Origin of the sequence: Actinotignum saccati (assembly GCF_051265055.1) — a bacterium.
Taxonomy (GTDB): domain Bacteria; phylum Actinomycetota; class Actinomycetes; order Actinomycetales; family Actinomycetaceae; genus Actinotignum.
Map to the genome: position 1 here is coordinate 52,262 of NZ_JBOZCC010000002.1, position 12,254 is coordinate 64,515.

The window sequence follows — 12,254 nt, forward strand, 5'->3', positions numbered from 1 at the left end:
TTGATAGTCCAGAGTGTGAACGACCGGTGGAACAGTATGTGAGAGTGGAGAGCGGGGGCAGCGGGGGACGAGTGGGGCTCACCGGCACCCTCGCGCGGCATCGCCCGGCCGTGTTTTGACATAATGTACATTATCGGCAAGTAGCGTGAGGTGGCCAGAATTCTGTCCAGCCCCTCTTTAACGCGTCAAAGCGCCCGTTTCCGGGACGTAAGCACCGGGGCCCGCGGCGGCGTCGTTAATATGGAAACGGAGAAACGTAACGCGAGCAGGCCTGCTCGCGAGGAAGGACGGCACGATGGCTGAACGTTCGTTGCGCGGTATGCGCATCGGAGCGAATTCGCTCGAAACTGATGACAATGTGGTTTTTGTGGACCGCCAGCAGGTTAAATACCGCTGCAAGAACGGCCACGAATTTGGGGTGGCCATGGCGGTGGACGCCGAAGTTCCCACCGCGTGGACCTGCCGCTGCGGCGTGGAAGCCGAGCTCATCGAAGGCGAAGGCGTGGATGACCGCAAGCCACCCAAGCCGGTGCGTACCCACTGGGATATGCTCCTGGAACGCCGCAACGAAGATGAGCTCAAGGTGCTGCTGGAGGAACGCCTTGAGCTGCTGCGTGAAGGAAAGTTGCGGCTACGGCGCAATCGCTAATCGCGCTCAGTTTTGCGGCGTGCCGGCCGCGCGCCTCAGTTTTGCGGCGCCGTACTCCACTACCGCGGCGCTAAATTCCGTGGGGCTCAGTCCCGCGGCGCTCAGTCCCGCGGCCGGCGCAGCTGAGTGACCACGCGTTTCGCGAGATTGCCCAGCTGCCTCCCCCGCCGCGTGACGCCCATCACTGTGGTGCGCTTGAGGGATTCGGTGAAGACCGAGCCGGAGAGCTTCGACTCCCCCGCCTCGCGCTCCGAAAAAGTGATGGGCATTTCAACGATATGGCCCCCGCAGCGCGCCACGTGGTCGGTCATATCGGTCTGGAAGAAGTAGCCGCGCGCTTCCACGGTGTCCAGGTTGAGACGCTCGAGGATATCCGTGCGGTAGACGCGGTAGCCCGCGGTGGCGTCGCGCACCGGCAGCCCGAGCATCCCTTGAATATAGAGGTTGCCCAGGCGCGAGAGCGCCTCGCGGGGCTTGGACCAGCCGTCAATTTTCCCGCCCCGCACGTAGCGCGAACCGATGACCAAATCCGGCGCATCGGACATCGCGGCGCGTTCGAGCAGCAAGGGCAGCTGTTCGGGATGATGCGAACCGTCTGCGTCCATCTCCACCACGTGAGTGTAGCCGCGCTCCATGGCCCAGCCGAAAGCCGCAATATAGGCACGCCCGAGCCCGTCTTTTTCGGTGCGGTGTAACACGTGGATCTGCTCATCACGTTCGGCCGCCTCATCTGCGATCTTCCCGGTACCATCCGGTGAATTATCATCAACCACGAGGATATCCGCCTCGGGTACGGCCCGCCGGGCCCGCTCGATAATCCGCGGAAGATTTTCCGCCTCGTTGTACGTGGGAATTGTGATGAGAACGTGCACGACTAACCTTTCTTCCAGCGCAGCCTTGCGTACCACACCCATGCTATACCGCCAGCCGCGCCAGCCGCAGCCAGAAGTCCTTCCCGGTAGTACGGGTAGAAACGCGCCGCCGGGGTGAGACCTTCGTGCAGGGCGACGGTGGTGGTATGCGCTGCTTGCGTCCACGGTTCGGTGCGTTCACGTACCGCACCATTTGTTTCGACGACGCCGGAAATTCCCACGGTGGAAACCTGGAGCGCAATGCGCTGGTATTCGACTGCCCGGAAACGGACCATATCGAATTGCTGGGCGGATTCGGCGCTATCACCGAATGACGCATTATTAGTGGCCACCACATAGAGTTGGGCGCCCTGGCGGATTGCCTCGGATCCCACATCGCCCAGTGCCACTTCGAAACAAATCGGGGTGGCCAGGCGGACGGTGGCGTTCTGCGCGCCCGTGGCGCCGGTTTCGCCACCGGTGCGGCTCTCCGCCGGGGCGCGCTCCCCCACCGGAATATCGAGAACCGCCGGTGTGGTGCCGGCCCGCATATCAACGGAGACCAAATCAACGGCGGAGCTGAACTTCCGGAAGAAATCCCGGTAGGGCATATATTCCCCGAAGGGAACCGGGTGCTGTTTGCTGTAAACAGCGCTTACCTCTCCCCCGGTCTCGGTGGGCAGGTAGACAACAAGGTCATTGGTGCGGCTCACTGCCTGCCCGGTGGCATCGCGCTCATAGGCTTGGGTGCCCAGGAGCAGCGGGACGCCCAGGTAAGTGGAGGTTTCACTCACCAGAGCCCGGGCGCGCGGATGTTCGCGAATATCGTGGTCAGAGGCGGATTCTGGCCATACCACCAGGTCCACATCCTCCGGGTTAATCGCGCGGGTGGCGGTGCTGAGGTTCTCGGTGACGGTCAGGGCTTGATCCCGGCCCTCCGGGAGGGTGCCCGCCCGCGGGACGCTCCCCTGCGCGTAGCCGATGCGCAGGGAGCCGGTGGGCGCGGTGGCGGGAAGCGGAAGGGCCCAGGGTAGGGCGAAGATCAGTGCGGCGCTGAGGGCCAGACTCGCACCCGCGAAGAGCCGCCCGCTGCGCACTCGCATAAGGGCCAGGCTGAGGGCGGCTCCGCAGATGACCACCGCGGCGGAAACCAGCATGGTGGAACCCCAGGGCGCCAGCCGCACCAGCGGGCTATCTACCTGGGAAAAGGCAAGAGTTCCCCAGGCGATACCACCGAAGGGCCACAGGGAGCGGGCCAGTTCCGCGCCTGCCCACACCAGGGCTGCCGCGGGGAGGAAGAGGAGCGGGCAGCGGGTCCAGCGGGCCCGGCACATAGCGCTCCAGGTGGCTACCACCAGCCCGGTAAACAGTGCTTGCGAAAAAGCGAGAGCGAGTTGGGGAATGAGATCCCCGGAGGCTTCCCCGGCCCAGGAAAAATGCAGGGAGAAAAATATACATCCGGAAAGGAGCCCGTATCCGAAGCCGGCGCTGGGGCGGCAGTGCGCCGCAACGAGAAGAAGGACCGCGATACTCACCGGTGCGAGGATCCCGTAGCTCAGGGGCGGGAAAGCGGCGAAGAGCCCGAGGCCGGCCAGCATTGCGCCGCACAGCCGCAAGAGAACACCGCTCACATGAGCTCCGATCGCCGCATGAGGTCACGGGCTTGGCGTGCGATATCGCTCAGCCAGGTTCCTTCGGTTGCTACCGTGACCTGCCCGAGGACGTCGATAATACGGCGCGCGGCGGAAATGAAATCCCCGGCGGTCATATGGGCTGATTCCAGGCAGGCTTCCAGGCCCACTCCCCCGGCCCAGGCCGCGAACACGTCCGCGCAGCCCGCGCTGAGATCCGGGGTGCGGGTAATCCCGTATTGAAGCTCCAGGGATTGCAGGTACTGGACTTCCGCGCGCGCCACGCGGGCGGTATCAATAAGTCGGGCATCGTGCGGCAGCGCGCTGCCTAGCCGATCATCGACCAAAAACATGGAGACCCATCCGGCTAGGGCCGGTGCATCCAGGCTGCCCTCGGGTAGTTGCGCCAAACACTGGTACATGAGCAGATCAGCTTCGGTATGTAGCTCGCGTAATTGCGCGGCGCCCGGGCCCATGCGGATCACGTCGTTATCGCCTTGGAGCACCCCCACTTCGCGTAGGACGGCAGCCGTGGCATCAAATTCCCGCCCGGCCGAATCGGTGAAGGCCGCGATGCGCTGATCGAGTTCTTCAATGCGGTGGTGCAGCGAGATCCACGTTTGGGCCTCATCGAGGTGAGCGTACAGATGCGGGCAGGATGCCACCGGATGCGCGGCGACTTTGGGATCGCGCGGGGTCGCGAAACGCGCCCAGGATGCCAGCAGGTCCCGGTCGATTCCCAGATCGGCACGCCCACCCACCAGGTCGAGGATATCTTCGGCGATCTGCTCGCGCACCGCCGGCTTTTTGGTGGACATCCCGAAAGGCACCGTGACCGGGCCAATTTCCCGCATTTCCGAGGCAAGGGAATCTTCATACAGCCAGGCCAGATCGCCGAACCAATCGATCACGCGCACGCGCTCCGGTGAGGCAGAAAGCACCAGGGCGTAAACGAGATCGGTGCCAATCGCGTAGGCGTACACATAGCCCTGGCGCACAGCCGCGAAGCTCTTCGCGATGCGCTCCCGATAGCGCCGTTTCGCGGCCTTACGTTCGGCTTTCGCGGCCCGCCCAGCATTCCCGCGCAGGCGCAGGTAGTCAAGCAGATCACCGCGCGAGCAACTCAAGCGGGTTTCTTCGGTCTCCACCCGGCGTTCAATCCGGGCGCGCCGCGCCACCAGGCCGCCCAGTTCCGCATTGCGTTGGAATTGCGCGAAGGAGCGGCCCATCAGATCGCGCGCCGCCGCATAACTCATGCGAGCCAGCAGATTCGTCACGGTGTTATAGGAGGGCTGGAAAGCAGAGATGAGGGGCTCCACCCGCCCCGAAGCCAGATCGGCCAGATGTTCCGGATCGGTTTCCGCATCAGCCAGGACCACCCCGTAGCCCACGGTATCGCGCCCGCGCCGCCCGGCCCTCCCGATGAGCTGGGTGTATTCGGTGGCGCTCAGGTCCACAAAACCGTGCCCGTCCCAGCGCTGAAGCTCCTCCAGCACCACGGTGCGCACCGGCATATCGATGCCGAGGGCCAGGGTGCCAGTGGCGTAAACAATGCTGAGGAGCCCGCGTTCCATGAGGCGCTCGGTTAGCTCTTTGATCGCGGGGAAAACCCCGGCGTGGTGGGCCCCGTAGCCGCGCTCCAACGCCGCGGCTGCCCGCTCAAAATGCACGGCCCGCCGATCCGATTCCGTGAGCGTTTCGCGCAGCGCCGCGATTTCTTGTTTAATTTCCGCGCGCTGGACCTGGGTTGTGAGGACCTCGTTATGGCGCAGCAGAGCCTCAACCGCTTTATCGCAGCCTTTGCGGGAAAAAATAAATTCGATAGCCGGTAGCATGCCCCGTTCGCCGAGCTTGTCGATAATGGCACGGCGCTCGCGATCCGAGACCCGTTTCTTGCGTTCCGCGCTGCGCCGATCCAGCGCATTGACGAGGGCCGGATCGGGCTCGAGGGTATTCGCGCGGTAGAGCGGGAAGAGTTTGCGCCCCACATTCACGTATTGCGCGAGGGGAACGGGCCGTTTCGTTGATACGACGACGTCTGTTGGCCCGCGCACGGAGCGCATCCACGCCGCGAGTTCCTCAGTATTGGCCACCGTGGCGGAAAGCGCCGCCAAACGCACATGATCGGGAAGCGACAAAATCGTTTCTTCCCATACCGGCCCGCGATCAGGATCCGCCAAAAAATGCACTTCGTCCAGGACCGCGTACCCCACGTCAAGGATATCCGGGGATTCGTGCAGCAGCATATTGCGCAGCACTTCGGTGGTCACCACCAGAATCTGCGCCTCGCGATTAATACTCTGGTCCCCGGTGAGCAGCCCCACCTGTTCCTCGCCGATCTCGCGCGCCAGTTCGGCGTATTTTTGGTTGGAGAGCGCTTTTATCGGTGCGGTATAGATACATTTTTTCGACGACGCTAGCGCAAGATACACCGCGTAGTGGGCCACCACTGTTTTCCCCGAACCGGTAGGTGCGCATACCAGCACATCATGGCCGCGCCCCAGAGCCGCGCAGGCCTCCAGCTGGAAATCATCGAGGTGGATCCCGCGGCTAGCGTAGCTTTCCCGATAGTCCTCGAGTAGCAGATCCGTCATCGCTCCCCCTCCGGTGTACTTTCCGGTGTATTTTCGCGGCTGGCTAGCATAGCGGCGTCGTCGCCCTCGTTCGCGCGCAAACGCGCGCAATAATCCGCCACCGCGCGCGCAACTTCCGGTGGTTCTAGGGCGATCACGTCGTCAATTTGCACGAGGAGTGAGACGAGCCAGGGAAGGGAGCGGGCCCGGACCTCAATAGTGAGCAGCTCCTCGCCAGCGCGCGCATTCGCGGGGCCGCACTCATTCGTGGTGCCATGCTCTTCATTCGCATCGCCGCGCGTCTTCGCGGCGCTGAGCGCGTTCGCGGTGCTGAGCTCCTCGTTCGCTTCGCGCAGCCGTGCGCCGGGCAGCGTTTCAGCCACCCAGCGTGAGGCCCCGGTGACGGTGATCCGCACGTCCGTGCCGCTCGGCTCCCAGGTATTCTCCCCGCGGGCACGCTGTGCTTTCTCGTTTTTCTCCACCTCGGCGAGCGCCCGGCGAGCGGCCGCGCGTTTCGATCTGCTGAGTTTCGTGCCGGGGCGGGCCGCGGTGATGCGATCCAGGCGGAAATGGCGCAGGCCCTGGTCGGTGAGGGCGCGCAGTAGCGGGGCGTCACCGGCCAGAATGACGAGGGGAATAACGCGTTCGTGCCCGGCCCGCGCGTGCGGACGCGGATCGCTGAGCGCGCGTTCGTAGCTGAAATCAAGGTAGAGACCGCTCTCAAGTGCGGCGTGCACAGCTTCCATGGTGGCCGCGTCGGCGGCCGGGCGGGTGGGCGGCCAGAGCGCGCCGTCATATCCGGCTTCGCGCACCGCCTCCCCCAGCGCGGCGCGGGTGGCAGTGAGGGTCGCGGCGGCCGGCCCGGGGGCGGTGACATCCCGGGCGGCATCGAGCAGCGCGGCCACCACCATCGCATCATCCAAAGTGAAGGGAATAACCGGGTCGTCGGTCATGGAGCGCAGGTAGACGCGACTCTCCGGCCCGGCCACAGTATTCGCCTCCGCCATGTTTTCCGGCAGCTCCGGGGCGCAGGCATCTGCCGCGCTATCGGCCTGCGCCGTACTCCCCGCACAAGCACCGCGTTCGGGCAGCTCCAATTCGAAGGGGACATCAAAATCAGCGGTTTCGGCCAGATTGGCATCCCAAAGGTAGTCGAGGGTGCGCTTCCAGGAGGGGAACTGGAAATGAGCGGTGAGCTCGGCCAAAGTGGCGCCCTGGGGGCGTTCATGCAGGTAGATCAGCATGCCGAGGGTGGTGACGATATCGGTACTCATCGCGCTCCTCCCGCCTCCGGTCCGGCGGATTCGCCCAGGTTAATGAGGTTGTCCACCCGGCGCTCCCATTCTTCACGCAGTTCGCTGGGTGCAGCCAGGCGCACATCGACCCCGTAAAAAGCCAGATATTCGAAAATACGATTAAGGCCCACGGTGGAGAATCGGTAGGCCGTCCAGCCCGCGGGGGCCGGTGCGTGTGCGGGAGCTGGCGTATCTGCTAGAGCTGGCACATCCGCGAGAGCCGAATCATCCACTGCAGCCGGAGCATCCCCACGGCTGAGTTTCTCCCCGCGGGCGGCAAGGGCGGCCGCGGCGCCGTCGCGAATATGCAGAATAATATCGACGTCGAAATGCTCCCCGCTGACCTCCCCGCGTGGGAATTCGCAGCGCTCACCCACGCTGAGGGTCCCGGAAATCACGCGGCTGAGGCGGAAAGTTCGCTCGGCCCAGGGGCCGAAATCCTTACCGCCGCTCTCCCGCGAGCGTGCCAGCCCGGAAACATAGAACATGCCGTAGTGTTCGGCGAAATTCCACGGCTCCACTTCATAATGTTTGACCAGGTCAGCACCCCGGCGGTAATCGAAGCTGACGCGGCGCCGGTACTGCAAGGCACGCGCAACCACCCGTGCTGCCGCGCCGCCCGGAATCCGGACGCGCAGGTGGGTGGGGACTGCGGCGTCGCCGCTTTCCGGAGGTGCGCCCGCAAGAAGTTTCGCCACCCCCAGGCGCGCCGACTCGCCTTGGGGATCACCCGCCTCGACACTGGAGCGCAGGGCGTGGAGCACCCCGGCCCCGATGCCGGTGACCCGCGCGAGCACCGGCGCCGCAGAATCGTATGAATAACGCCACCGGTCGTCGAAAATAATGGGATATCCTGCTTCCCGCAGCGCGTCAATATCGCGTTGGAAGGTGCGCAGATCGATTCCCGCTTCGGCGTAGGCCGGGATGCGCTCCATGAGTTCCGCCGCGGTGAGGAAACTGCCGCGGCGAATCGTGTGGAGGAGCGCGAGCTGGCGTTCGCGGTGCCGGCGTGTCTCTTTCTGCTTCACGTACCCAGCCTAGCCGACGGTAGAGTTAAAGCCGTGATGATGTGGCGCAGAGGGAAAATTATTTCCCTGGGGAAAACATGGCGCGGGGCGCGCGAAGCCGAGGTCGAGCTTGAGGACGGCAGTCGCGCTCGGGCACTTGCCTATCCCGATCTGGTGGGCGAACCGGCCGCCGGTGATACCGTGCTGCTCCAGGCGAGTGCCGCCGCGCGCGGGCTGGGCACCGGCGGGTATTTCTTTGTGTGCGCGATTCCGGAGCGGCTCCCCGCTGACTCCCCCACGCCCGGCCATATCGTCAAGGCCCGCTACACGCCGCTCCAGTACCTCACCCTGGGGGTTGATGAACAGAATTCCCCGTACCACGAGCTGCTGCGCGAGGCCGATACCATTGCCGGGATGCCGGTGGTGGCTGCGGATTTGCATTCGGCGCTTCCCGCCATTGTTGCCGGGGTGCGTGCGCGCGTGCCGGGGGCGCGTATTGCGTATGTGATGGACGACGGCGGAGCTCTGCCCGCGTGGTTCTCCCGCACCGCTGCGCAATTGGAGGAGCTTGGCCTTATCCTGGGCACGATTTCGTGCGGGCAGGCTTTCGGGGGGAAGCTCGAAGCTGTCACGATCTACACTGCCTTGCTGGCGGCGCGCCTGGTGTGGCGGGCGGATGTGGCTGTGATGGCGCAAGGTCCGGGGAATTTAGGCACGGATACCCGGTGGGGTTTTTCTGGCACGCGCGTCGGTGAACATCTCAATGCCGCTGATACCCTGGGGGGAATCCCGATTGCTGCCTTACGTATGTCGAGTGCGGATCGGCGGGAGCGCCACCTGGGGCTTTCCCATCACAGCGTGACTGCTTTGAGGCGGGTGGCGCGCTGCCGGGTGAGCTGCCCGGTGCCGGTGCTGGGTGAGGATGCGCTCTCCCGCGCGGTACCCGCCGAGGTAGGCGCGCGGCTGGCCGGGCAGCTGGGGGAACTTTTCCAGGCCCCGCACCTGGAGCGGGTAGACGTGGAGGCGGATGCGGTGGCGCGCGCCCTCGCGGACTTCCCGGTACGGCTGTCCACGATGGGGCGCTCGCTCACCGAAGATCCCCTGAACTTCTTAGCGGCCGGCGCGGCCGGCTACGCGGCTGGGGAGCTGGTGACGCGGGCGCGGGCAGGTGCCTTCTGATTCTCATACCCTAAATACCACCGTGAAATTTCCCGCTGGATTCACTGGACTGTACAACCAGCCTGCTTACTGGTCGATCCGACGATAAGCCTGGTATCGAATAGCGAAGAATAGCCGTGCTTGGGGTATGGCACCTGAGTTCCTCTTGACACTTGAGAAGATAGCTAAGAACACCCTACGGATCGCGGGAGTGGACATTGTGGTATTGAACACGTCTGAGAATCGGTACGTCATATACGATTGTTGAGACGCAGGACACTAGACCGGAGAAAGACATGGACACAGTCGGATACGTACTGGCAAAACTTGACGACTTGAGCGCCGAAGACGTTATCAAAGCGCACATCCGCAACGCAGAAGCGAATCATGGCCGAACGCTCATCACTATTGATTCTCAAGCTCCAGATAAAGAAAACTGGGACAAAATCAAGTACGCCGTGTTTGTCAATCACAGCAAGACAGCTTGTCTCATTGGAATGGTTCACAACCTTGGCAAAAAGCCCGATAATACGCCCTCGGGGTGGACTGCGGGCTCTGACCCGCGATATACGCAGCCACAAGAGTGGGAGCCGGACGATATGCCGACATGGTTTGAGTTGGATCTTCTTGATGAAGCTGATCTCGGGCAATTTGTCGCAGAGTCGGGTAAGCCGCTAGCACAGTCTCTTACGGGTGGCTGCGGGTTGGTATACGCAACGCGCACTACACATTAAACCAAGGCGACAAAAGAGAGGGTGGAATTTCGCAGCCCTCTCTTTTGTCAATTGCCTAACGACAACTGCCTAAGCGCTAGTTTTCCTTAAAATAATGCGTTGTCAACCGCAAGTTAGATCTGGGGGGTAGTGAACTCGGCCCGGAGCTTCTGGCCTTCGCCGGTCGCCCGCACGTCTACCTCGCCAAGAAGCTCCGCCCCTTGAGGCACGGTATCCGTGGTAGCAGGTGCGTTACGCCCAACATAATAGGCACGCGCCGTATACACCACCGGAGTCTGATCCAACCACTTCCCATCACCATACGACTTATCAACAGAAGTCGTGAGGGTATCGGAAATTTTCCCATCAAGGTTCACCGGCCGGGTATCTACCTGGGAAACGCCGGTCGGTTGGAAATCGAAGATAACCCTCCACGTCGGGCCAGGCTGGGTAATGGTTTCTGGGTCAGATGCCGGGCGATTACCGTAAGAAAGCATGTCCTGGATAGAACCATCCGCACCAAACTTCGTAAGGGTGCGACGAGGTGGATTGATTACCTCGTGATCAAAGGTGACTTTTCCTGTTCCCGTGGAACTCCAACTCAAGGAAATCGGACCGGACTGGGACTCACCACTCCATACATTGGTTCCCGTTGCGTCAAAAATGGCAGGACCGCTAAGGGTGAGATTCATTTGTACCCCAGGAATCCAAGTGTCCCGATCCTCCGGGTGCACGCCGATCCCATTGATGACGCCCTTACGTTGGCCATCACCCTCAACAGTGCCACTCTCGTAACCAACAGCCGCGCTATTGCGGGCCTCATCGGCATACTGCAAAGCACGAGTCTCAATACCCGGTGCCTGGTCTCGCACAGCAGCAATAAGCTCATTCACCGTCGCCTGAGCAGTACCAGGACGGCGATACTCCTGCTCAAAATTGATATGCAACAAATAAGCCAAAGCCGCAAGATTCGTATTATCCCGCGTCTCATTCTGATACTTATTGAGCAACCAAGCCAACTGCGGCGTCGTCAAATTCAACTCAGAAGGCCCCAGCTGACGCGACTCCGTAAGAGTAGAAATACTCGTCATCTCGTTCGGCCCCGGATCACCAAGCTTGGCCTGAATACACCAAACCGGATAATCCTCAACCGCAACCCCACCAATACTCGCGGTTTCGGGATAATGAGGCCCAAGGCGCAAAACACCAGAGGTAGCAACACCCTGGATCTCGATACCTTTACCCACGCTAGAATCCCAGTCAGCACGAGCCAACCCGGAAACAAAGAAAGAACCAAGCCCCAAAGTCAGTACCACGAAAAGCACCGTAAGGACCCGGAAAACGCGCTTCTTGCGCCCAGAATGGGATCGATACATCTACCCCACACCTTCCTATAACTTGCGACAAACACTCGGACGAGTGCTCCACTCGTATAGTGTGCGGGGGAACGCGCAAAAGATTACCCGCCTCGCATATAGGGGTGCGGGGCGGGCATGTAGGTGTGGCGATAAGGGGTTACGGGCAAGGAACGGCCCAGGTATTACCGCTGGTGTCTCCTCGCCAGCAGTCATTGGTTCCGTTGGGTTCCCAAGTCTCAACCCATCCACCGTTATCCGACTCAGAAGCGGGAGCCGGCGCCGCCAGTTCCGGTGCTTCATAGACCGGCGCAGGCGCAGCCGGTGCCTCATATGCAGGCTCGGAGTAATTAGACCCCGAGCTATAGGAATAATCAGAATCCCCACTGCCACCGCTATAGGAGGAACCACCAGTAGCCGGAGCCGGCACGCCAGCACCCCCGTTATCAGCCTGCGCCGGCGCAGCCCCACTATCCCCAACCGGGGCCGGAGCGGCCTGGGCAGCGCCCGCTACCCGTGCCTTGATAGCCTCGGTCTTGACCTTGATTTCGGGCAGCTTCAAGTCACCCTTACGCAGGCTCTCGCACTCGGGATCTAGGTAAAGTGGGCACTCTTTATCCAGGTAAGCCTGGGCGGCTTTCGCTTGCTGGATGGCAAGTGTTATACTGAGAGCCTGAAGGCTCTCGGTAAGTTTTTCGCGAGCCTTGATGTCTTCTTTCACCTTATCGGCGTTTTTGCTTGGTTTTTCACCCAGTCCCGCCTTAGCATCTGCAATAGCCTTTTCCAGAGCTGCGCAGGTCTCCTTGCTTCCACCATCCTCAATACAGCCAGCGGTATCCACGTCACCAACCACCTTTTCCAGGGCAGCACCGGCCCTGGCGTAGGCGGAAGTTACTTCTTCGAGGGTCTTAGCACGGTTGTTATGAGCAACTACCGCCCATAGTCCACCCGCCAAGAGTGCCACAATAACTACGGCAGCGATGATAGCCGTGACCCTTTTCCCAGACATCTTCGATCTTTCC

The 12,254-nt window shown here is 62.2% G+C and carries 10 protein-coding genes; 3 read left to right on the plus strand and 7 right to left on the minus strand.

Annotated elements, in window-relative coordinates; translation table 11 throughout:
* Positions 1-295: 295 nt before the first annotated feature.
* Entirely contained in the window at positions 296-649 is a 354-nt protein-coding gene (locus tag ACRQEC_RS01705; RefSeq protein ID WP_016442806.1) for an RNA polymerase-binding protein RbpA, read from the plus strand.
* Positions 650-750: 101 nt separating this feature from the next.
* On the opposite strand, the gene ACRQEC_RS01710 is transcribed toward ACRQEC_RS01705, so the two are convergent.
* Genes ACRQEC_RS01710 through ACRQEC_RS01730 form a run of 5 tightly spaced genes read right to left on the minus strand, consistent with a single transcriptional unit; the run spans position 751 to position 8,027 of the window.
* Entirely contained in the window at positions 751-1,521 is a 771-nt protein-coding gene (locus tag ACRQEC_RS01710) for a polyprenol monophosphomannose synthase (protein ID WP_234984504.1), read from the minus strand.
* Between the two features lie 2 nt (positions 1,522-1,523).
* On the minus strand, positions 1,524-3,131 hold the full coding sequence (gene lnt / locus ACRQEC_RS01715; RefSeq protein ID WP_087070801.1) for an apolipoprotein N-acyltransferase: 1,608 nt from the start codon (positions 3,129-3,131) through the stop codon (positions 1,524-1,526).
* Positions 3,128-5,725, minus strand: coding sequence for a DEAD/DEAH box helicase (locus ACRQEC_RS01720; RefSeq protein ID WP_087070802.1), 2,598 nt, complete (start codon positions 5,723-5,725; stop codon positions 3,128-3,130). The genes lnt and ACRQEC_RS01720 overlap by 4 nt, the downstream gene beginning before the upstream one ends.
* The gene (locus tag ACRQEC_RS01725; protein ID WP_284889031.1) at positions 5,722-6,978 is read right to left on the minus strand and encodes a WYL domain-containing protein; all 1,257 of its coding nucleotides are present in this window, start codon (positions 6,976-6,978) and stop codon (positions 5,722-5,724) included. The genes ACRQEC_RS01720 and ACRQEC_RS01725 overlap by 4 nt, the downstream gene beginning before the upstream one ends.
* Positions 6,975-8,027, minus strand: a complete 1,053-nt coding sequence (locus ACRQEC_RS01730) for a helix-turn-helix transcriptional regulator (protein WP_087070804.1) — start codon at positions 8,025-8,027, stop codon at positions 6,975-6,977. Before ACRQEC_RS01730 ends, ACRQEC_RS01725 begins: the two co-directional genes overlap by 4 nt.
* 36 nt (positions 8,028-8,063) lie before the next feature.
* Here ACRQEC_RS01730 and ACRQEC_RS01735 point away from each other — a divergent pair, with 36 nt between their 5' ends.
* Together ACRQEC_RS01735 and ACRQEC_RS01740 are read left to right on the plus strand one after the other, a co-directional pair.
* Entirely contained in the window at positions 8,064-9,185 is a 1,122-nt protein-coding gene (locus ACRQEC_RS01735; RefSeq protein ID WP_284889494.1) for a DUF3866 family protein, read from the plus strand.
* Positions 9,186-9,460: 275 nt separating this feature from the next.
* On the plus strand, positions 9,461-9,898 hold the full coding sequence (locus tag ACRQEC_RS01740; RefSeq protein ID WP_087070806.1) for a hypothetical protein: 438 nt from the start codon (positions 9,461-9,463) through the stop codon (positions 9,896-9,898).
* A gap of 113 nt (positions 9,899-10,011) precedes the next feature.
* Here the strand turns inward: ACRQEC_RS01740 and ACRQEC_RS01745 are convergent, their stop codons facing one another.
* Positions 10,012-11,253: a hypothetical protein gene (locus tag ACRQEC_RS01745; RefSeq protein ID WP_087070807.1), complete on the minus strand. Its 1,242-nt coding sequence runs from the start codon at positions 11,251-11,253 to the stop codon at positions 10,012-10,014.
* Between the two features lie 139 nt (positions 11,254-11,392).
* Complete coding sequence (locus tag ACRQEC_RS01750; protein ID WP_087070808.1) at positions 11,393-12,241, minus strand: hypothetical protein; 849 nt, start codon at positions 12,239-12,241, stop codon at positions 11,393-11,395.
* Between the last annotated feature and the right edge of the window lie 13 nt (positions 12,242-12,254).

What these genes read in the sequence shown, in the direction of transcription:
- ACRQEC_RS01705 (WP_016442806.1), top strand. Translation starts at nt 296, where the DNA reads ATGGCTGAACGTTCGTTGCGCGGTATGCGCATCGGAGCGAATTCGCTC.
- ACRQEC_RS01720 (WP_087070802.1), bottom strand. Translation starts at nt 5,725, where the DNA reads ATGACGGATCTGCTACTCGAGGACTATCGGGAAAGCTACGCTAGCCGC.
- ACRQEC_RS01725 (WP_284889031.1), bottom strand. Translation starts at nt 6,978, where the DNA reads ATGAGTACCGATATCGTCACCACCCTCGGCATGCTGATCTACCTGCAT.
- ACRQEC_RS01735 (WP_284889494.1), top strand. Translation starts at nt 8,064, where the DNA reads ATGATGTGGCGCAGAGGGAAAATTATTTCCCTGGGGAAAACATGGCGC.
- ACRQEC_RS01740 (WP_087070806.1), top strand. Translation starts at nt 9,461, where the DNA reads ATGGACACAGTCGGATACGTACTGGCAAAACTTGACGACTTGAGCGCC.
- ACRQEC_RS01745 (WP_087070807.1), bottom strand. Translation starts at nt 11,253, where the DNA reads ATGTATCGATCCCATTCTGGGCGCAAGAAGCGCGTTTTCCGGGTCCTT.
- ACRQEC_RS01750 (WP_087070808.1), bottom strand. Translation starts at nt 12,241, where the DNA reads ATGTCTGGGAAAAGGGTCACGGCTATCATCGCTGCCGTAGTTATTGTG.